The organism is Komarekiella delphini-convector SJRDD-AB1 (assembly GCF_014831675.1).
Taxonomy (GTDB): domain Bacteria; phylum Cyanobacteriota; class Cyanobacteriia; order Cyanobacteriales; family Nostocaceae; genus Komarekiella.
This window is the reverse complement of record NZ_VJXY01000035.1, coordinates 1-21,428: the sequence shown is the minus strand read 5'-3', so window position 1 is coordinate 21,428 and position 21,428 is coordinate 1. Positions and strand designations below refer to the sequence as shown.

19 protein-coding genes and 1 pseudogene are annotated in these 21,428 nt (G+C 41.6%); 9 read left to right on the top strand and 11 right to left on the bottom strand.

Annotated elements, in window-relative coordinates:
• Positions 1-223: 223 nt before the first annotated feature.
• On the top strand, positions 224-1,408 hold the full coding sequence (locus FNW02_RS25375; RefSeq protein WP_191760257.1) for an NAD(P)H-quinone oxidoreductase subunit H: 1,185 nt from the start codon (positions 224-226) through the stop codon (positions 1,406-1,408).
• Between the two features lie 336 nt (positions 1,409-1,744).
• On the opposite strand, the gene FNW02_RS25370 is transcribed toward FNW02_RS25375, so the two are convergent.
• From FNW02_RS25370 to FNW02_RS25325, 10 genes are all read right to left on the bottom strand, one after another.
• Entirely contained in the window at positions 1,745-2,137 is a 393-nt protein-coding gene (locus tag FNW02_RS25370) for a DUF309 domain-containing protein (protein ID WP_191760256.1), read from the bottom strand.
• Complete coding sequence (locus FNW02_RS25365; RefSeq protein ID WP_191760255.1) at positions 2,134-2,499, bottom strand: ferredoxin thioredoxin reductase catalytic beta subunit; 366 nt, start codon at positions 2,497-2,499, stop codon at positions 2,134-2,136. The genes FNW02_RS25370 and FNW02_RS25365 overlap by 4 nt, the downstream gene beginning before the upstream one ends.
• Before the next feature lie 206 nt (positions 2,500-2,705).
• On the bottom strand, positions 2,706-3,863 hold the full coding sequence (locus FNW02_RS25360; RefSeq protein ID WP_191760254.1) for a DUF58 domain-containing protein: 1,158 nt from the start codon (positions 3,861-3,863) through the stop codon (positions 2,706-2,708).
• 65 nt (positions 3,864-3,928) lie between these two features.
• Complete coding sequence (locus tag FNW02_RS25355; protein ID WP_191760253.1) at positions 3,929-4,228, bottom strand: type II toxin-antitoxin system RelE/ParE family toxin; 300 nt, start codon at positions 4,226-4,228, stop codon at positions 3,929-3,931.
• Positions 4,225-4,491: a ribbon-helix-helix domain-containing protein gene (locus FNW02_RS25350; RefSeq protein ID WP_191760252.1), complete on the bottom strand. Its 267-nt coding sequence runs from the start codon at positions 4,489-4,491 to the stop codon at positions 4,225-4,227. Before FNW02_RS25350 ends, FNW02_RS25355 begins: the two co-directional genes overlap by 4 nt.
• An 81-nt stretch (positions 4,492-4,572) precedes the next feature.
• A complete protein-coding gene (locus tag FNW02_RS25345; RefSeq protein ID WP_191760251.1) occupies positions 4,573-5,160 on the bottom strand; it encodes a Uma2 family endonuclease in 588 nt (195 codons plus the stop codon).
• Between the two features lie 49 nt (positions 5,161-5,209).
• A complete protein-coding gene (locus FNW02_RS25340) occupies positions 5,210-5,476 on the bottom strand; it encodes a BrnA antitoxin family protein (protein ID WP_191760250.1) in 267 nt (88 codons plus the stop codon).
• The gene (locus FNW02_RS25335) at positions 5,424-5,678 is read right to left on the bottom strand and encodes a BrnT family toxin (RefSeq protein ID WP_348535445.1); all 255 of its coding nucleotides are present in this window, start codon (positions 5,676-5,678) and stop codon (positions 5,424-5,426) included. Before FNW02_RS25335 ends, FNW02_RS25340 begins: the two co-directional genes overlap by 53 nt.
• A gap of 171 nt (positions 5,679-5,849) precedes the next feature.
• Entirely contained in the window at positions 5,850-7,640 is a 1,791-nt protein-coding gene (gene typA / locus FNW02_RS25330) for a translational GTPase TypA (protein ID WP_191760249.1), read from the bottom strand.
• A 548-nt stretch (positions 7,641-8,188) separates the two neighbouring features.
• The gene (locus FNW02_RS25325) at positions 8,189-9,283 is read right to left on the bottom strand and encodes an acyltransferase family protein (RefSeq protein WP_191760248.1); all 1,095 of its coding nucleotides are present in this window, start codon (positions 9,281-9,283) and stop codon (positions 8,189-8,191) included.
• A gap of 369 nt (positions 9,284-9,652) precedes the next feature.
• Here FNW02_RS25325 and FNW02_RS25320 point away from each other — a divergent pair, with 369 nt between their 5' ends.
• Complete coding sequence (locus FNW02_RS25320; protein WP_191760304.1) at positions 9,653-10,225, top strand: HD domain-containing protein; 573 nt, start codon at positions 9,653-9,655, stop codon at positions 10,223-10,225.
• An 83-nt stretch (positions 10,226-10,308) separates the two neighbouring features.
• Here the strand turns inward: FNW02_RS25320 and FNW02_RS25315 are convergent, their stop codons facing one another.
• A complete protein-coding gene (locus FNW02_RS25315; protein ID WP_191760247.1) occupies positions 10,309-11,325 on the bottom strand; it encodes a ribose-phosphate pyrophosphokinase in 1,017 nt (338 codons plus the stop codon).
• Between the two features lie 946 nt (positions 11,326-12,271).
• Between FNW02_RS25315 and FNW02_RS25310 the strand changes: the two genes are divergently transcribed.
• The 7 genes and pseudogenes from FNW02_RS25310 to FNW02_RS25280 all read left to right on the top strand — a co-directional run.
• Complete coding sequence (locus FNW02_RS25310; protein ID WP_191760246.1) at positions 12,272-13,975, top strand: serine/threonine-protein kinase; 1,704 nt, start codon at positions 12,272-12,274, stop codon at positions 13,973-13,975.
• 2 nt (positions 13,976-13,977) lie between these two features.
• Positions 13,978-14,658 (top strand): dethiobiotin synthase, encoded by a 681-nt coding sequence (bioD, locus tag FNW02_RS25305; RefSeq protein WP_191760303.1) that lies wholly within the window; start codon positions 13,978-13,980, stop codon positions 14,656-14,658.
• 57 nt (positions 14,659-14,715) lie between these two features.
• Positions 14,716-16,017: a M20 metallopeptidase family protein gene (locus FNW02_RS25300; protein ID WP_191760245.1), complete on the top strand. Its 1,302-nt coding sequence runs from the start codon at positions 14,716-14,718 to the stop codon at positions 16,015-16,017.
• 1,154 nt (positions 16,018-17,171) lie between these two features.
• Complete coding sequence (locus FNW02_RS25295; RefSeq protein ID WP_191760244.1) at positions 17,172-18,374, top strand: AAA family ATPase; 1,203 nt, start codon at positions 17,172-17,174, stop codon at positions 18,372-18,374.
• A 222-nt stretch (positions 18,375-18,596) separates the two neighbouring features.
• The gene (locus FNW02_RS25290; RefSeq protein ID WP_191760243.1) at positions 18,597-19,823 is read left to right on the top strand and encodes an AAA family ATPase; all 1,227 of its coding nucleotides are present in this window, start codon (positions 18,597-18,599) and stop codon (positions 19,821-19,823) included.
• 1 nt (position 19,824) lies between these two features.
• Positions 19,825-20,661: a GNAT family N-acetyltransferase gene (locus tag FNW02_RS25285; RefSeq protein WP_191760242.1), complete on the top strand. Its 837-nt coding sequence runs from the start codon at positions 19,825-19,827 to the stop codon at positions 20,659-20,661.
• 34 nt (positions 20,662-20,695) lie between these two features.
• A pseudogene (locus FNW02_RS25280) lies at positions 20,696-21,304 on the top strand (pyridoxal-phosphate dependent enzyme); the annotation flags it as partial.
• Between the last annotated feature and the right edge of the window lie 124 nt (positions 21,305-21,428).

Sequence of the window (21,428 nt, the reverse complement as noted above, 5' to 3'; positions counted from 1 at the left end):
GTCCTCCTCTCTCCAACATACCCCTGTATGAGCAATACATGTAGACACCACCGACACTTGCTTTAACTCTGAAAGAGCAACGCAGTGTCCTTCCAAAGGGAGTTTACTCTAAAAGTATTGCACCTACAGTCTCTACTTTAGATTGGCAGACACGATCAATCGGGTCTGGTTGGCATCTTAGCGGTTCAATTCAAAATTTTCACGAACGGAGAACACTAAATCTATGGCCAGACTAGAAACCCGCACTGAACCCATGGTGTTGAATATGGGGCCACACCATCCCTCAATGCACGGGGTTCTGCGGCTAATTGTCACCCTGGATGGCGAGGATGTCGTTGACTGTGAACCAGTCATCGGCTACCTGCATCGGGGGATGGAAAAAATTGCTGAGAACCGCACCACAATCATGTACGTCCCCTACGTCAGTCGGTGGGACTATGCTGCGGGAATGTTTAATGAAGCTGTAACTGTCAACGCCCCAGAACAACTGGCAGGTGTCGCTGTTCCCAAACGTGCTAGCTACATCCGCGTCATCATGCTGGAGTTGAACCGGATTGCTAATCACTTACTGTGGTTTGGCCCGTTCCTGGCTGATGTGGGCGCTCAAACTCCCTTTTTCTACCAATTCCGGGAACGGGAGATGATTTATGATTTATGGGAAGCCGCCACAGGTTATCGGATGGTAAATAACAACTACTTCCGCGTTGGCGGTGTAGCAGCTGATTTACCTTATGGTTGGGTAGATAAGTGTTTAGAATTCTGCGACTATTTAATACCCAAAGTTGACGAGTACGAACGCTTAGTGACTGATAATCCCATCTTCCGCCGACGTGTTGAGGGTATTGGTACTATCACCCGCGAAGAAGCAATTAACTGGGGGCTTTCTGGCCCAATGTTACGTGCTTCTGGAGTGAAGTGGGATCTGCGGAAAGTTGACCACTACGAGTGCTACGACGACTTTGACTGGGATGTGCAGTGGGAAACTGCTGGGGATTGCTTTGCCCGTTACGTAGTGCGGATGCGGGAAATGCGCGAATCTGTGAAGATTATTCGCCAAGCCATCAAAGGATTACCCGGTGGGCCCTACGAAAATCTGGAAGCCAAGCGTTTAGCGGCAGGGAAAAAATCAGAGTGGGATGCATTTGATTACCAATTCATCGGTAAAAAAGTTTCCCCCTCCTTTAAGATTCCCAAAGGTGAAATCTACTCCCGTGTAGAAAGCGGTAAAGGTGAACTGGGAATTTATCTAGTTGGTGATGATAACGTCTTCCCTTTACGGTGGAAGATTCGCCCTGCTGATTTCAACAACCTCCAGATTCTCCCTCATTTACTACGAGGGATGAAGGTCGCAGATATTGTAGTTATTCTCGGCAGTATTGATGTGATCATGGGGTCTGTAGACAGATAGCCGTCATTGGGTGGGCATCGCTCATCCAATAATTCTTGGTTAAGCTTTAACAGTAAACAGTTAACAGTAAACGGTAAACAGTCAAGATAATTGGGTTTAAGGGGAACCACTAAGGGGGCAAGTACCTCCAACAGAAAACTAATAACCCAAAGCCGATTAGTGGCAGGCGCTATCTGACGGGTTTAAATCCCCAACTGTTAACTGTTTACTGTTTACTGTTAACTGGTTTAAGTGATATTGAACAACGTAACGCCGCTCCCTACTGGCATGACGCTTAGAACGATTCGTGAAAAGTTTATCCCCAAGCACTGATCCGAATCATTTAAGTAAACTTCACTATTCAGAAATTAGTAAAATTTTAGGCAAAGATAAGGCTTGATTTTCACCCAAATCACCAGCGGTAATCTTGTCTGCTCCTATTTGTTGTAATGTCTTCCACAGCGCCACGCTTTGACTCAATAGCTCATCGACATCAACGCCGCTGTAACTGGAAGGGTAACGTCGCAGGCGATTGCTACCTTCTCCCAGCAGAATTACTGCTCCTCGCCAGTTACGATTACCCAGATGATACAGCGCCACAGCAATTTGCAGAATACCTTGATAAAAAGTTTTTTCTGGTTCGCCCGCTTCGATCCATAGAGCCTCTAAAGTATCATGACAGGCGTAGAACTGCCCAGAATTGAACAGTTCTACGGCTTGCCAAAACTCTTGGGGGATGGTTTCGCTCATCCCATACTGTCTCTAACTTCTTTAATTGTTTCGAGAGAGATTTCTTGGTTTTCTCCAGCAAACTCGTTTTCAGGGGTGAGGAACAGCATACAGTGGCACTCTTTGCGTTCTCTCATTGGCACACAGGGACAATTCCAATATGTAGCGTGGACTTCAGCTTCTTTATCTTCGTAGTGGCGACAAGGACACAAAGGCGCACCCAGTTCATCTTTATGTTTGGCTAGTCCTTCAATTACAACTGCTGTAACAGAAGGTTCAGCACAGAAGTATGTTCCAGTTCGCTTGGCGTATTGTTCGGAAAAATGCCGCATTGCCTCTAGGCTTTTATCGCTGGATTTTGTGTTAACTCCTGATGTGATCATTTTGATTTGCCGCTCATAATTTAAATATTTCTTTGCATTGTACCTCAGCCTCACTGGCGGATTACTGGGGGTATTTCCCCAACCTTAGCTGCTTAAATTGTCCTCCTTTTGCTTAAAGGCTTGTATGTCTGGTCTGCGGGGAGCAAACAAAATTTAGGAAATCACAGAAACTTAACTTGAATACGACATAAAATTTAAATTGATGATCAACGTAATGTTTTTTGTAGCTGGAGTTGCAGAGCTTGATCACTCTGTAGAATGATGCCAGGGTAGTCCCAGTTGATTATTACTTGTTCTGGTGGGGAAGAAATATTTTGCCACAAAACCCAACGGCTGCCTTGAGGAAGAGAAGAAAGGCTTAGAGAGTTTTGAGTTAGCCAAATCAACGGGTAGGTTTCAGGAACTTTTGTGTTGACATCTTCCAGAGCGGTGGCTGCTGCTAAGGTTTCTAAAATAAAGCGATCGCCTTTGATTAAACCTGTCAATGCTGTCCACAGTTGTACTTGTATTTGCTGACGTTGTGCATAAAAATACAATGACGCTGCGGTAATTACTGCTTGCTCAAAGTTCTCTTCTTCCCAATTAACAGCACTATCAAGGGCAATAATTATCTCTTGTCCACCTGTAACTATCTCTAACTCCCGTACCCTTAATTCTCCATAGCGAGCGCTGGTACGCCAATGGATTAGGCGGGTGGGATCTCCTAAACGATAAGGACGTAGCGATCGCACTAACCCTGCTGTTGCTGTCTGCAAGGGTCTACCACGAGGATCGTCTTTCTTGCTTTCTTCTTGCCCCATTTCATCTACTAGGGGGCACTTAGCAAGGGGTAACACCGTGGGATAAACAATTGCGATCGCGGCACACTCACGCTGACGACGACACCAGAATAATCCTAAAGGCGCACCAGTAGCGAGTTCGACTGTATGCCAGCGATAAACACCCCGACGCTGGGTAGGTTGGTAGTATATCCAGCGATAACTTCCTTGACTAGGAATTGTCTCTATTGCTTTCTGTATCGGTTTTCCCAAGACGAAAGGTAATATATCCTCAATTTGCAATAAGCTTACAGGCTGTTGTGCCTGATTGCAGATTTCTAATTCCACAGTCAATTCGTTGCCTGCTGACACTGGCTGGATAGGACGACGCGTGATCGATATACCTCTGAGCGATCGCGGTGGTAAAAACGCTGCTACACCCAAAAGAGCAAAACTCACGCCACTGATAACGTACAACCAGCCAGCCATCGTATTGATGGCAGCCCCAAAAAAACAAATAGCGGTTCCGGCTAATACCCAACCGCTGTATGCAGGAGCACAAGCGCGGGTTTCTAACCAGTTAGTGATGGGTTTGATGATTTTCATAGTTTCCTTTCTAGCCCAACACCGACTGAAATTCACAGTGTCTCAAGGGTTCGCCAAAAAAGCTTTTAATTGGATTCCTCAAAAAGAGACGAAAAGTTGCGACGACCACTCACAACCCGCAGAATTTCAATACCATCATTTAGCAGTTTGTAGAAAACAATGTAGCTTTCCAAGGGCAATCCTCGGAGGTCTGGACGAATTTCCGCGTAACTTTTACCGCTGTTTGGAAAGGCAACAAGTTGTTGGCACTTGCGTTTGAATTCACTGAAAAATCGCTCTCCTGCTTCAAGATTAGTTTCGGCAAAGTAGTCGGCAATTTCATTGATATCTCGGCTGGCAAGAATGTTGATGACGTAGCGACTCATGCTTGCGCTTGATATCCTTGTCGAAATCGCTCTAAAATTTGGTTTACGAACGTTTCCCCATCAATAGGTGACGTATGGTCTGAAGCTAAAATCGCTGCATCAATTTTTTCTCGCACATCCTCGATCCATTCAGCATTAGCGCGATCATATTCATCCAGTAATCGTAGGGCCATTTCAAGGGCTTCCTCTGCGGAGCGATATTTCCCAGCCTGGAGCTTGGTTTGAATAAAGCGTTCTTGATCGGGTGTGAGACTAATGCTCATAGAAAACCTCTATTCAGATTTTTCACCATTTTAAGTAAAAAAACTCACCCTGCCTTTTCTTGTTAAGCCGAAGGAATAATATCAATTTTTCCGCTGTAACCAAGCAAAAATTTCATCGACAGAGGGTTTCAAATTCATATCTTTTAATACTGGTAATATATCTTTTCCTACTAACAAATCTGGCAAAGAATTAGGCTGATAAACTAAAATAGAGCGTTCACTTGGATCAATTAACCATCCTAACTGACTGCCATTTCTCAAACAGTGTAAAATATTGCCAGTTACTTTAGTTTGACTTTGAGCCGGGGAAAGAATTTCTATTACCCAAGCGGGTGCAAAATCAATACCACTGCTCATAAGATCACCGCTTTCATCCAGTGGTAGTTGATTGGTAGAAATAACAACCACATCAGGAACTACTGAACGATTACCGCAGGTACAGCGCAATTCAGGAAAAGCTTCGTAGTTACTTCCTAACGCATCAATTACTGCTACTAAACGTTTTTGCAATAAGCTGTGTTTACCCCCTCCCATTGGTTTTTGAATTGCTTCTCCGTTAATATATTCCCAAGCTGGTGACTCCTCAATGTATGGAAGTTTTAAGAACTCCTCTAGAGTCGTGCTTTCTGAAACTGTAATGTTTCCTGGGGTTAACCCAATATTTTTCATAATTAGGTTTTTGATTTACATTCAGTTGCGAGCGGAATCTGGTCTAAGACTACACCTTGTGATCATCTGCATAAATTCGTAGTGCAGCAGCCATTTTCTTTTCATAATCCTCGCCTTGAGATTGGAACCAAGCCAGCGTGTCTGGATCTACTTGCATAAAAACATTCAGTGGTGTTATGGGCTTCCACCACCGTGACTTAGTGAAAAACTCCTCAGTTAATGGAGGAATATCAGATGTGTCGATTTCCTCCTCTGTGAGTGAGTCAACTTTGTCCCAGTTCGTCCTTGAGGAATTGTTCATAGCATTTTCGTTCATAAGGCAGAGCTTTGCAAAGTGAAATAATTCGGATTGTTTGCTCGTTTGGTTCTGTAAAAACTACAACCACAACACGTCCATCAAGTATTCCCAACCCAATCCATCGATCTTCCCCATAGTCTTGACTTTCATCTAAAGAAATACAGAGTGGTAGCCTAAAAATTCTAGGCGCATCTGCAAAATCAATTCCGTGCTTTGCAATATTTGCTTAGTTCTTGTGCTGATGCCACTCGAATTTCATACCTTGATTTTACCGAACTTTGATTATCGAGACGAGATTGAGCGTCGCACAGGAGAAGAGAGTGAGCAAAATAAATAACATACGAAAAAGCCCGCTAATGCGGGCTTTCTAAATCAATTAAAAATTCTTAGCTTAGCGTTTCGCTAACTTCTTCGACATCTTCCGCAGACGAATTGATTTAGGTGTGACTTCCACCAATTCATCAGGGCCAATGTATTCCAAAGCACGCTCTAAGCTCATGTCTATTGGCGCTTGCAACTGTACTAATTCATCGCCACCAGCGGCGCGGTGGTTGGTTAACTGCTTGGTTTTGCAGATATTTAGTTCCAAGTCTTGAGGACGATTGTGTTCGCCTACAATCATGCCTCTGTAAACTTTAGTACCAGGAGTAATAAAGAATGAGCCTCTATCTTCGGCGTTCTTCATGGCGTAGAAGGTAGAGACGCCCTCTTCAAAGGAAATTAAAACGCCTTTATTACGAGCTTCAATATCGCCACTGAGTTGACGGTAGTCTAAGAAGCTGTGATTCATGATGCCTTCACCGCGAGTCATCCGCATGAATTCACCCCGGAAGCCAATTAAGCCACGGGCGGGAATGACAAACTCTAGCTGGGTGCGATCGCTACCACCTGGCTGCATATCTTGCATTTCGCCTTTGCGTTGTCCCAGACGTTCGATACAGCTACCAACAGCATCAGCAGGAACGTCTAGTACTAAGAGTTCAAAGGGTTCACAAGGTTGTCCGTTGACTTCTCGGTAAATTACTTGTGGCTGAGATACTTGAAACTCGAAGCCTTCCCGACGCATGGTTTCGATTAAGATACCTAAGTGTAGTTCACCACGACCAGAAACCAGGAATTTATCAGGAGAATCGGTTTCTTCGACGCGCAGGGCGACGTTAGTTTCTAGTTCGCGGAATAGGCGATCGCGAACTTGCCGTGATGTCACCAATTTACCTTCTTGACCAGCAAAAGGCGAATCATTCACCCAGAAGGTCATTTGTAAGGTTGGTTCGTCCACTTTAATTAGTGGCAAAGCTTGGGGTTCATTGGGATCAGTTATTGTTTCCCCAATATAAGCGTCAGCGAAACCAGCCACCGCAACAATATAACCTGCGGTTGCTTCTTCCATTTCTACCCGCTTTAGCCCCTCAAAACCCATCAACTTACTAATTTTGCCTTTGACAATGCTGCCATTTTCTGTTATCAAAGCAGCTTGCTGTCCGGTGCGGATAGTACCGTTATGGATTCTGCCGATGATAATCCGTCCCAGATATTCCGAATAATCGAGGGTTGTGACTTGCAATTGCAGGGGTTTATTACTGTCGCCCACAGGTGGTGGAACATGTTTCAAAATCGCGTTAAACAAGGGTTGCATGTCTACCGATTCTGCTTCCAGGCTTTCCTTCGCATAACCTCCCATACCGGAGGCAAACAAATAAGTAAAATCACACTGGTCTTCATCTGCCCCTAATTCTAAGAACAGATCTAAAACTTTATCAACAGCAACGTGGGGATCAGCTTGGGCGCGGTCGATTTTGTTGATTACAACAATGGGGCGCAGACCTTTTTCCAAAGCTTTTTTCAGCACAAAGCGTGTTTGAGGCATGGGGCCTTCGTTGGCATCGACAATCAGAAGACACCCATCAACCATGCCGAGTACGCGTTCAACTTCGCCACCGAAGTCAGCGTGTCCAGGAGTATCGACAATGTTGATCAGCGTCTCTCTATAACGAACTGCTGTATTTTTGGACAAAATGGTAATTCCCCGCTCCCGTTCTAGAGCGTTGGAATCCATGACACAATCCGGAACGTCTTCGCCTTCGCGGAAAATACCGGATTGTTTGAGAAGTGCATCAACCAGGGTGGTTTTGCCGTGGTCAACGTGGGCAATAATGGCGACGTTACGAATTGGGAGCGTCATAGAAGCTTTTGGTGAACTCTAGAAGGGGTTTTGAGATTTACATTGTGAATGCTAGGCTTTTCTAACAGAATTGGGGATGATCAGCAAATTCTGTAAAGAACCTTTAACAATTCTAGCGTAATCGTCACAATTCCAGGAAGTTTTTGTAAACTCTATAGGTTTAGAAAACTTAGAGAAGCTGAATTGTCTGCTTAGCTTTGAAATATTGACTCTGTAAAGACTCCAGCTTTTTTGGCTCAGCCAAATTTAATTATGCTTACCAATTGCCCCTAGTTATTAGGTTGGGCATACGAAACAATTTGACAAAATTTTCGCCTGTATCAAATAGGTGGTTTACCCTATATAAGAGTTATGTATACTTGGTGCTTAAGTTTGCAAAGATGATTTTGTTGATATTTAAATTATTAAGTCTTTTATTGTGACATTTTACGCCAACTCTCAATTAGCGCCTTTGCACAGAATCCAAAATCAATAAAGCCTTTCTACAAAGGCTTTATTAGTTTTAGAATGGTATCTTTGATTTATGTGACTATGTACTAGTTTGATTCTTAAACCATAGTCTTTTTAGCGTTTTTAAATATTAACTGACGAATTTTTTCTATTGGGTCAGAGACATATTTTATTAATAGAAATGCGGCAAAAAATGATAATACTGTCGCCAACTCACCTCTGTAATCATCAATTCTCAAGCGATCAGTAAGTGGTGTGAGCACTTGAATAACAATCCTATGAACAATATAAATAGGATATGAATACTCTCCAAGACGCATATCAAATTTTGAATCTTTTGTAACTTTAAAAATAAATGGTATTGATAAGCATGAGAATATGTAAAAACTCCACATCTTATAAAAATCTGGAATAAACTGGTAGAAAATAGTAGCCAAAAGGAATGCTACTGTAATTGATAATTCTATCTTTCTAATTTTTTTATTTGCTATTTTTGAGTAAATTCTATAAGAAATAGTTCCCAAAAGAAATAAAGCTAGTTCTGTAGGAAAGAATCTATGAATCCACGGATCATTAGTCAATCCCAGATAAAAATATATGTATACTCTAAGCAACAAGCTAATAAATATCAACGTTAATATTGTCGATGTCTTTCTGCGGACAAGAAATGGAGCAATTAAATAAAATGATAGTTCAATACCTAAAGTCCATGCCTGAGGAATAAATAAAAATCTCCAAAATTCTGGGTCAGTCTTGAAATAATCACTTGTAAAAAACATGTTTCCTGTTTCAGGATTTAACCCTAAGAACATAACAACGTCTTGTCCAAGCAAGATGATATTCGTGATAACTGTAAACAAGAATGTACCAAAGCTCATTTCAGAAAAATAATCAATATAATAAGAAAGAGTCACAGGTTTATCTATGACAAAAACTGCAACTAAATTGACAAGTATTGTGATAATAAGTACTACCCAATAAATAGGATAAAGTCGAAGCATCCTATTGGAAAGAAATAACTTATAGCTACCTTTACCAATATATTTTTTTTCTAAAATCATCGTCATGTAAAACCCAGATATAATAAAAAAGGTCTGAACAGCGACGACTCCTTGTGTAAAATTAAATCCAAAAATAGCGTTTGAGTGAGCTACTACAACTGTCAATGCTAAAAGAACTCTTAATAATCCCATGTTGTTTTCTAATTAAATACTTAGCTGTGGAAATATCCACAATGGTCTAGCACATCTAAATTAATTGCTGAAAATCAGCTTAAATTAGAGCGCGAAGACAATTTTTATATATTGTACGTATAAAAGTTTAAATTTTGCTAATTTGCTGATTTTAAAAAATTTTATATCTGCTCAATTACAAATGAAAGATGGCTATTTGAGAGCAAACTTTTACTGCCATTAGTTTGAATTCAATAGCTTGGGAAATTGTAAAATTTGGCGCTAATCAAAATCTCGCCTCTGCGGTTTGCCTTCAAAATTATACTAAAAGCAGTGCGATCGCATAATTTTCAGTATAAAGTGCGATATCTGACGACAACTATGCATATAATGCTTTCAGAACGCTTTACCGCAGCCCTTGTCTACGCTACACAACTCCACGCCAACCAAGTTCGTAAAGGTTCAGGTGTCCCCTATATCTCCCATTTGTTGGGTGTTACCAGTATTGCTTTAGAATACGGAGCAAATGAAGATGAAGCCATAGCAGCTCTTTTGCACGATGCTGTAGAAGATCAAGGCGGTGCTGCAACACGCGAAGAAATTCGCCGCCGTTTTGGGGACAAGGTGACAGAAATTGTAGATGGTTGTACTGACGCCGACGCAATACCTAAACCCCCTTGGCGAAAGCGTAAGGAAGCATACATTGCTCATATACCTACTGCTTCTTCATCAGTACTACTTGTATCAGTAGCCGATAAACTTTACAATGCTCGCTCAATTCTCAAAGATTATCGCGTGTTGGGCGAATCACTTTGGGAACGCTTTCACGGGGGTAGAGAAGGTACTCTTTGGTATTATCGAGCGCTTGTGGATGCCTTCAAAAAGACTAGAGATGATGTGATCGTTGCAGAATTAGAACGAGTGGTTTCTGAGGTAGAAACATTAGCATCTCATAAAAAATGAAGCATGAAGGCTGAAAAATTTCATACTCCACACTTCATACTTGTTCATGCAAGACTGTAACAATAATCACAGTCTTTTACTTGTTAACGGAACATACTACTGACTGAGGTATCTTCGTGAATCCGCCAAATGGTTTCTCCAAGCAAATTAGCCACAGAAAGCACCACTAGTTGTGGAAAACGATTGTTTTCTGCGATCGGGATTGTATTGGTGACAACGACTTCCTCAAACAAGCCACTAGACAATCTCTCAATTGCAGGTGGTGAGAACACTGCATGAGTTGCACACGCATATACTTGACTTGCTCCCTCCTCACGTAGCAATCGCGCCCCTTCGGCAATTGTTCCCCCAGTGTCGATCATGTCGTCCACTAACACTGCCGTTTTGCCCTTAACATCGCCGATGACATTTAACACTTCAGCAACATTGTGTGCTTGGCGACGTTTGTCAATAATTGCCAGTGGCGCATCACCCAGCTTTTTCGCAAACGCCCTAGCCCGTGCAACGCCGCCGACATCAGGGGAAACAACCACAAGGTCAGATAGTTCTTTGCTTGCTAGATAATCCAGCAGTACTGGCGAACCGTAAACATGGTCAAAGGGTATATCGAAATAGCCTTGAATTTGAGCCGAGTGCAAATCCATTGCCAGAACTCGGTTAGCACCTGCTTCGGTGATCAGGTTAGCAACCAACTTAGCAGTTATTGACTCTCGTCCTGCCGTTTTCCGGTCAGCGCGGGCATAACCATAATAGGGAATTACTGCTGTCACCTGCCGCGCGGAAGCTCGACGACAGGCGTCAACCATAATTAATAATTCCATTAAGTGATCGTTCACAGGCTGACAACATGGCTGGATCAAATAAACATCACAACCACGGATTGATTCCTGGATTTGAACATAGAGTTCTCCATCCGCAAATCTTTTGCGGATCATTGGCCCCAAGTCCATACCCAGATAACGAGAGACTTCTTGAGACAGTTGTATATTCGCAGAGCCAGAAAATAGCCGCAGGCGATGATTATCAGTCAGTCCTGTTGCTGCTGGTTGCACTTTGAAAGTTGCAGAACTGAGCACAGCAGATCCTCGATGTGCATTCATGGCAATATTACCATCAGAGATTTAGTAGATTTAACCGAAAAATAGCCTAAAAAATCATTTGTGAGATTTATTGAAGCTTTTATACAAACTTTAAACATTTCTCCATAAAATTATCATTCACTAATTCTCTAACCCTTATGGCAAACAAACCATTGATAGCTTAACTGACATTAAGTACGTCCACTAGATGTATATTTCAAATTTTTTTCTGCTTGAGGTAAATAATCTCAATATTTCAAAGATGAGTATGGGAATTGCTGCTTCTAACTACTTCATTTATAACCGAGAGGATACTATTCCCAGCTTAAGTAATCTTTAAGTTGGTTCTCAGACAGTAAAACACCCAATGGGGTTCGGTTAAAAGGGAAAGGAAAAAAGGCAAATGTTTGAATTCACTTTTCTGCCTTGCCCTTTGCCCAGACCACAGTAAATGTGGAAGAGTGCTTATACAAACCGTATTGGTAAAACACCTGTGAATAAGGGCACAGAAGTAGCTGATTATTCTATGATACTAGCGGCAAATAAATAAGCTGACAGACTTGTTTAGAAGTTCTAATTCATACAACAAATTTTCAGAGCATCCGCATTTGTCAAACCCTCCCGTGTGTTGGTTAGGGCTAAAGGCGGACGGCAGACCACTATGTGGCATGGCATACCGCTGTTGCTGGGACTTCTTTGTCTTCAGTAAACTAAGTAAAATCAACAAAGCAAGTTTATACCCGCTATTGTTGAATTTCTCACTTTTTTCACACATTCTTACTGAGGGCAGAGTGTGAAAATCAAGTTAAGTATGTCTTTGTATGTAAGTCCGACCTCTACGGAAGACTGCTGACGCCAGTTGTTTCTAAGCAGTGTATTTTATTCTAAGTAATTCAGCTTTGAAAGTTTATACTTCATACTTTAAGTAAGTTACTCCTCAGTTGCTATTACACTTAACCAATTGATCATGCAACCACCCATTACAATTGGCACTGTCCTGCAAAATCGTTATCGAATAATTCAAATTCTCGGACAGGGAGGATTTGGTAGAACTTATCTCGCAGAAGATCAGAGGCGCTTTAACGAACTTTGCGCCATCAAAGAGTTGCTCTCAACGGTAACGGAAGCTTCTGCTTGGGAAAAGGCGCAAGAGCTTTTTCACAGAGAAGCGGCAATTCTGTATCAAATAGAACACCCCCAAGTGCCGAAATTTAGGGAAAGATTTGAGCAAGACCAGCGCTTGTGTTTAGTGCAGGACTACGTTGCAGGGAAGACATATCGAGATTTACTGACTGAGCGCCAAGCTATTAATCAAACTTTCACAGAAACAGAAGTATTGCAGTTGATGCGCTCTCTGTTGCCAGTTTTAGAGCATATTCATAGTAGAGGAATTATTCACCGGGATATCTCGCCAGAAAATATTATTTTGCGGGATAGCGACGCCAAACCAGTGTTAATTGACTTTGGGGTGGTAAAAGAACTAGCAACACGATTGCAATCCCCAGATAGCACATCGCCAGTTACTACTGTAGGAAAATTAGGCTACTCTGCCAGCGAGCAAATGCAAACAGGACGAGCTTATCCTAGTAGTGACTTGTATGCATTAGCAGTCACAGCGATAGTTTTGCTGACTGGTAAAGAACCAAATGCTTTATTTGATGAAAATCAACTAACTTGGACTTGGCAACGCTGGGTAAATGTGAATCCGCGATTTGCTACGGTGTTAAATCGCATGTTGAATCATCTGCCGAGCGATCGCTACCAAAGTGCCACTAGTGTAATCCAAGCATTGCAAGCAGATCAATCCAGTGTCTCTACTCCCGATGTATCCAATTTGCAAACAATGGCTGTTGGCCGCGCCCATAACCCAGTATCACCACCAGCTTCATCAAATAAACCCGATCCTGTAATTCCACCCAGCCGTGCTAGCTCAGTCTTGGATAATCCACTAGCGATCGGGGCTATTGGCAGTGCTGTGGTAATATTAGCGGGATTTGGTTCTTGGGCGCTGGTCAGTTCTATCCGCAGTCAGTCAAATTCTTCCTCAGAAACAGCACCACCACAAACTTTCCCTTCACCAGTGATTTCAGGTGGTACAACATTCACCTCTACACCTACACCTACTAGTGATGAACCTGTTATATCTAATAAGCGTCTCAGGCTGGGAGCATCTAACATAACCACGGTTGAAGATACCCTAAAAGCAAATCAAATAATCCAATACACATTTTTTGGGCAAGAGGGAGCTAAGTTAACAACATTTATTGAGCAAGGAAGCGGTATTTTACTAACAGTATTAGATCCCAATCAACAACCAATTGATAATAGCTCCCAGCAAGTAACATCCTATGAAGGAACATTACCAGTTAGTGGTAGATACACTATTCAGTTAACTCTAGTTACGGGAGTTGCCGAAAGCAACTATAACCTCAATGTGGCATTAGAAAAACCAGTTCAACCAACGCCGACAGAGACATCAACGCCCATAGAGATACCCACGCCAATTTTTACTGAGACACCCACACCAACGCCCATAGAGACACCAACACCTATAGAGACACCAACGCCAATTTTTACTGAGATACCTACACCAATTCCTACAACTGGCCCAGAACAAACTTTTCCGCCTGCGGATGTAACTCCCCAACCGTTTCCTGATCAAAGAAATTAATGTTGAACACACTACTGATTACTGCAACTGATACGGAGGCTGGTAAAACTGTTTTAACCACAGCTTTAGCAGCCTATTTGCAAAAATATTACCCGCAGCGTAACTGGGGAATTATGAAACCGATTCAATCGGGAGTAGGCGATCGCGAATGGTATCAAAACCTATTTTTGTTGAAGCAATCTGCCCAAGAAATTACGCCTTTGTACTTTCAAGCACCGCTAGCACCTCCCATTGCAGCAGCAAAGGAAAACCGTCAAGTTGATTTAGCAGTGGTGTGGCAAACTTTATTAGGGCTGCAAAAACGTCACGATTTCCTGCTCATAGAAGCTTTGGGAGGGTTAGGCTCACCAGTAACCGAGGAACTAACAATAGCAGATTTAGCGGGACAATGGCGTTTACCAACAGTGTTAGTAGTACCAGTGAGATTAGGAGCGATCGCCCAAGCAGTAGCGAATGTGGCATTAGCTAGACAATCAGGTGTGAATCTCAAAGGCATTGTCCTTAACTGTATACAACCCCGTTCCGATGCTGAAATAGCCGACTGGACACCACCAAACTTGATTCAATCACTAACTAACACGCCTGTTCTAGGCTGCTTACCCTATCTAGATAACCCAACTGATTTGGATAAACTCGCCCAAATAGCATCAGATTTAGATTTAGAAATACTTGACACTTTCTGAAAGATTAAACTAGGAAAATAACCTAAGTTAGCAGTGTTCACCTAGCTTGTCTTTATAATGGTTTCTACTTTTCCCAACCCCGCTTCTGTTGATCTGTCTCGCATCCGACTCTCGATTCGCTCATTGCAACCACAGTTGGTAGAGTGGCGGCGGCGATTGCATCAACAACCAGAGTTGGGTTTTCAAGAAAAACTGACTGCTGAGTTTGTCTCGCGCAAGTTGCAAGAATGGGGAATTGAGCACCAAACAGGTATAGCCCAAACTGGAATTGTTGCCATCATCAAAGGTAACAAACTAGATCCACAATCTAATCCAAAATCCAAAATCCGTCTTGAAAAGTTTGCCACGGAGGGAAACCCTCCTCACAACTTTTCGCAAAATCCAAAATTGCCAGTTTTGGCGATTCGGGCAGATATGGATGCTTTGCCAATTCAAGAACTCAACGAAGTGCCCTACCGATCGCAGCATGATGGAGTAATGCACGCTTGTGGACATGACGGACATACAGCGATCGCACTGGGTACAGCTTACTATCTTAATCAGCATCGTGAAGACTTTGCCGGCACGGTGAAAATTATCTTCCAGCCAGCAGAAGAAGGGCCAGGAGGTGCAAAACCGATGATTGAAACTGGGGTACTAAAAAACCCTGATGTTGACGCGATTATTGGTTTGCATTTGTGGAATAATTTACCCCTGGGGACAGTGGGTGTCCGTAGTGGGGCCTTGATGGCAGCCGTAGAGTCTTTTGAATGCAAGATTTTAGGCAAAGGTGGACATGGTGCTATGCCCCATCAAACTGTTGATTCTGTTGTCGTTGCTGCCCAAATCGTCAATGCTCTGCAAACTATTGTCGCTCGTAATGTCAATCCCATTGATTCAGCTGTGGTGACAGTGGGCGAACTTCATGCCGGAACCAGACGGAATGTGATTGCTGATACAGCTAGAATGAGTGGCACTGTCAGATATTTTAATCCTGCTTTTGAAGGCTTTTTTAAACAGCGAATCGAGCAGATTGTTACAGGGATTTGCCAGAGTCAGGGTGCAAGTTATGACTTAGAATATTCGTCACTTTATCCACCAGTAATTAATGATGCTGGGATGGCGGAACTAGTGCGATCGGTGGCTGAAGATGTGATAGAAACTCCTGTGGGTATTGTGCCAGAATGCCAAACTATGGGCGGCGAGGATATGTCCTTCTTTTTGCAAGAAGTTCCTGGTTGTTATTTCTTTTTGGGTTCTGCTAACTCAGCAAAAGACTTAGCTTATCCTCATCATCATCCCCGGTTTGATTTTGATGAAACTGCATTAGCAATAGGTGTGGAAATATTTGTTAGATGCGTGGAGAAATTTTTGAATTAATTGAGTAGGTGAAAATTAGCTATTTTCAATTACAATTTTTTAGCTTGCTTAATTTAAACCCAACTTTCCCAAAAAATTTATCTTACTTACTGCATTTGCTCAAAGTCGCTATCAGATGAGACATGAGTTAATGAATGACGTAAAACTGTAGTGGCTATCTACAAGTCATTTTCACTAATGTCTATGGTATTTAGTTGAGTTGTTTTACGTTTACTTCTTTATTTTGAGCCGAATTGCTTAATAATTTGTGATTTAATATCTTGAAAAAATCCCCCAGTCACAGAAGCCGAGTGCAAACTTATAAAAAGGCGCTAGAAAACCCATTGCTTCTCGGTAGGTGATGAAAGACGACATAACGCCGTTGACAGTTAATAGTCAACTGTCAACTGTCAACACTCAATTCCTCAATAAGCATCTCAAAGTTTTACAATTCAAAAGTAATATACTCAAACACATTAGCGATCGCACGAGCTACCATTCGCCACTACAACTCTTGTTCTTCTTCATAGAACCAAACTTCTGCCAGAAGGGTTAAACCAATTAGCCAAAGAAGGCAGAAAATCAAAAACCAAATTATTCCTGTCATTGCTGGAAATCCTTGATTTTAGCAAAGAACTATTTTTAATTTATCAAGTTGTTAATGATCTAAAAGTATATTGAAACAAAGTGTAAAGTAATCAATCAAGTTCTTAAATATTTTTATCTCAGTTTTTAACCAAAACAATTAAAAAACTTGACTCAACTATTTCTTGTGTATTACAATATACTACAAATGAGATTTAGACCTCTATCTAACTCTCTAGCTATAAGTGAGCAAAAGAGTTCATCTAGTTTGATTCTTAACAATTTAAATGCTAGGAGTGAGTGGACATGTAAAGTTATGTAAAATGCAAAGATTTGAGTTAGCCATGACGTTCTATCTTTTTTGCAAGTTGTAACAGAATATTAAGGCATTGACTGCTCATCCTCACGTATTTAAATGTAGGTAGAAAATATTACTATTTAACCGCTTGCGTGTCTTAAAAGTTCAGATTTTAATAGATAGACGCTTTTATAATGACGACTTGCACGCAAGTAGTTTATATTACAAGAAAACTTTTGAGAATCCCTTGCGTCAGAAAAAATAACTCTGTTAACGCTGCAAAACTAAAAATATGAGTTTTGATTATTTTAGAAGCAATGAAGGCACTCCTACAAATAACAACCGTCAGAGCTTACTTGCTAGCGGTTGGCGACCATTCCATCGAGAATTAGATTGGGGATTTTTGTGGCAACTATTGTATAGTGATACACGCGAATTAAGTCAAAAAGGTTTAAATTTAGCAAGTACCGTTGCTGATACTTTGGGGCGAACTAATTACGCTTGGTGGGCTAATTTATTAAACATTGTATCTGATAACACGCGCTACGAAGTTGACAAATTTTGGAGTTACATTACACCTGATCCTCTGTCACCAGATCATCGGTACAAAGATGTTTTAACAACAGAAACGCCTATTGTACAATTTGTCAGCCGGAGTAGCATTCCCATTGATTACGTTCTTAACCGACTGCAAGAAATTACTGTCTTACGAGTTTTAAAACTATTGGAACGTCCAGACATTATTACCCAGTATTACTCAGAAAGGGATTTTTATTTTCCTGTAGAGAGATTTGTTAACTGGGAACGCCTAGATGTTATCAACACCGTTTATGCCTACTGGTCTAAATATGATATTTGGCTACAAATTGACCCCTACGATCGCGGACGGCGACAGTATACTTTGATGGCGACAAATATCACGCCGTTAATTAACAAAGCAACTTACGACTTAGCAATAATGCTGAGTGGATATCAAAGTCGTGTAGGTAAAGTTCACAGTCAATTTCCGATTCGGACATTCCCGACAGATATTCAGGACTTTACTGACTTAGTCCAGCAAGCAGTTCTTAATCAAAACCAGTTAGCAGTTGTTGTGCATGGTGAACCAGGTACGGGTAAAACTGCATGGACACAAGCAGTAGCAAAAGAAATTCTTGTACCTTTAGGATATGTAATTTTTATTCTAGATCATGATGCGATCGCAAATTTTGTACCACCAACATATCTAGAGCGTATTTGTATTGTTATTAATGAAGCTGATAATTTAGCACAAAACCGTGCTTCCGAAGTAGCTCAATATAATAACAAAACGGAACATATTCTGAGTTTGCTAGATGGTACTTTGTACCAAAGCGTAATTGATGATTCTGGTATTCAGATAAAGCAGCGTTTGGTTATTTTGATGACTTGTAACACTACTGAAAGGTTAGACCCAGCAATGTTGCGTAAAGGCAGGGTAGATTTAATGTATGAGTTTGTGCAGCGATTTGTATAAAATTAACCTGTGTTTAAAGCCGATGTTTGGAAATAAAACTGTAGATGTAGATAAATAGAGGCTTTTCACAGGGTAGATAGAGTATGAATATGAATGGTAGAGGTTATTGTTTAAGACTTTGGTAATTTTTAATTGATTATCTGGAATCTGTTCAAGATGTATTGTAGCCAATTGCTAATATCACGATTCCCACCTTACTACCACCCAAGAGAATAAATCACTGTGAAAATCCAACAATTGATCACAGAAGCACTGAGTTTACCCAATAGTGCGATCGCCTACCACGTCAGTCAAGAGTTAGCAGCAATTTATCCCAAAAAAGTACTACTAGAAAGTAATGATTCTTCGTTTAATTTAGAGAACTATGCCGAAGCAAACCTTTGTAGTATTCAATATGACGCTTATATCCACAACCAGATTATTACTGGTTGGAATGGAATGGACAACAAAGTTTACGAATATACAGAAAATGCCAGCTTTGAAGTGACATGGCAAACAGAGAAATTTGATGTACTCTTAATGAGTTGGCAGGAAGGTTATTGTAAAACTCGTTATTACTGGATTCTGGCTGATAGTAAAGAATTAGCTGAGAGTTTTTTTGCTGCTGTTTGCGAATGGAACTCTGAAATTCGTGATGAAGTTTTAGTTTTTGAAGATGGTTATTGGAATAAAAACCCAGACCTTTTTCAATCCATCAAAGGTGCAAATTTTGAGAATCTGATTTTGCATGGCACTCTCAAACAAGATATTCAAGATGACCTGAGAAACTTCTTTGCCTGTCGAGAAACTTACGCAGATTATGGTGTTCCTTGGAAGCGTGGTATTTTGCTAATTGGCTCACCGGGAAATGGCAAAACGCACACGATCAAAGCATTAATTAATCAAATGCAACAGCCTTGCTTGTATGTAAAAAGTTTCAAATCTGAGTATGCTACTGATAGTGAAAATATGCGGAGAGTATTTAAACAAGCACGGCAGTCTGCTCCTTGTATTTTAATACTCGAAGATATTGATTCTCTGTTAACAGACGAAAATCGTTCTTTCTTCTTGAATGAACTTGATGGCTTTGCCTTAAACCAGGGGATTGTTACCATTGCTAGTACTAATCATCCAGAACGTTTAGATGCGGCAATTTGCGATCGCCCCAGCCGCTTTGATCGCAAGTATCACTTTGAATTACCAGAGATTCTGGAAAGACAAGCTTATATAGCATTGTGGAACAATAAACTTAAAACGACGATGCGCTTGTCTGATGAGGCTTTGAGTCAGATGGTTGCACTGACAGATGGCTTTTCTTTTGCGTATCTCAAAGAACTATTTATCTCGTCGATGATTCGCTGGATGGGAGTAATGGAACCTGGTGCGATGGAGAAAATTATGTTTTCTCAAGTTGTGGTTTTGCGAGAACAAATGAGCAGCACAACTGTTGATGAAGGATTAGGAAAGTGAGATGAAAGCCCATCAATTTCAAGACGCAAGTCAATTTTACGCACAAGTAAAAGACTACTTGCTGAGTCAGGAAGCATTGCATAACCTGCTACTGGCACTAAGCAACGCTTTGATTCAAAATCCTGAACGCTTTAAAGAAAAGCCTTATTTGGCAACCGTGGATGCAGACGGTGATATCGTAGCAGTAGCTCTGAGAACACCACCTAGAAATTTAGTGCTATCCCAAATTAAAGATTTGCAGGCGGTGGAGGTACTTGCTCAAGATTTATATCTCTCCTGCAATTCTCTACCAGGAATAATGGCTCCCATAGATGAAGCTCAAGTATTTGCTTTGGTGTGGCGATCGCTAACTAGTCAATCTTACGAAATGAAGATGACCTTACGTACCTTTAAACTGGAAAAGGTACAGATGATTGCCTCAACCACAGGTTATTTACGACAGGCTACAGAAGGAGACAAAGAACTTCTCAAAAACTGGAATGAAGCTTTTGCACTCGAAGCCTTGGGCAAAATTGAGACAGATCCAGAACACTGGGCTGAACGGGTGTTGCAGCAAGGTTATGCTTACCTTTGGCAAGATGAAGTTCCGGTTTCAATAGCTTGTCGTGGCAGCTTCACACCCAACGGTGTGCGGGTGAATATGGTGTACACGCCTCCAGAGTACCGCCGGAAAGGCTACGCCAGTGCTTGCGTGGCAGCGTTAAGTCAGACTTTACTGAATCAGGGAAATCGATTCTGCTTTTTATTCACTGACTTGGCAAACCCAACTTCCAATCACATTTATCAAAAGATTGGCTACCAACCAGTAGGTGATTGGCAGCAATACTCTTTCGTTTAAGAATAAAGAGCAAGTATCTTTAACATTGCCATCGATGTCTCAGCCTACTAACTCTGTCACGATAACTGACGTGCAAGCAGCGCAAGAGCGGCTTTTGGATATTGCTCATCGCACGCCTGTGCTAACTTCCAGAATCGTTGACCATCGCACCCATAGCCAAGTGTTTTTTAAGTGCGAAAATTTTCAACGCACAGGAGCATTTAAATTTAGAGGTGCGTACAATGCACTCTTCCAGCTATCAATAGCACAAAAACAAAAAGGCGTGATTACTTATTCATCGGGAAATCATGCTCAAGCGATCGCCTTAGCTGGAAAGCTGCTAGATATTCCCGCTACTATTGTCATGCCTGACGATGCTCCCGCAGTCAAGCAGACTGCTACTCGCGGTTACGGTGCTGAGGTGATTTTATACAATCGCCAAGAAACAAACCGGGAGAAATTAACTCAAAACATAGCACGCGATCGCACTCTTACACTTATTCCCCCTTACGATCATCCGCATGTAGTCGCGGGACAGGGGACAACGGCTTTAGAACTGATTGCAGAAGTTGGTCACTTAGACTTGCTGTTAGTTTGCTGTGGTGGTGGCGGATTAATTTCTGGTTGTGCGATCGCAACTAAAGCACTTTTACCCGATTGTAAGAATCTATCCCACTAATAAAATTCTGTGAATCCAAATGTGAATTGTGGCTAAAGAAAGAAAAGCGTTGAAGCAGGCAGAAATTCTCTCCCATCGAACTACCAGCCTGCGATATTTTCGTTGAAAC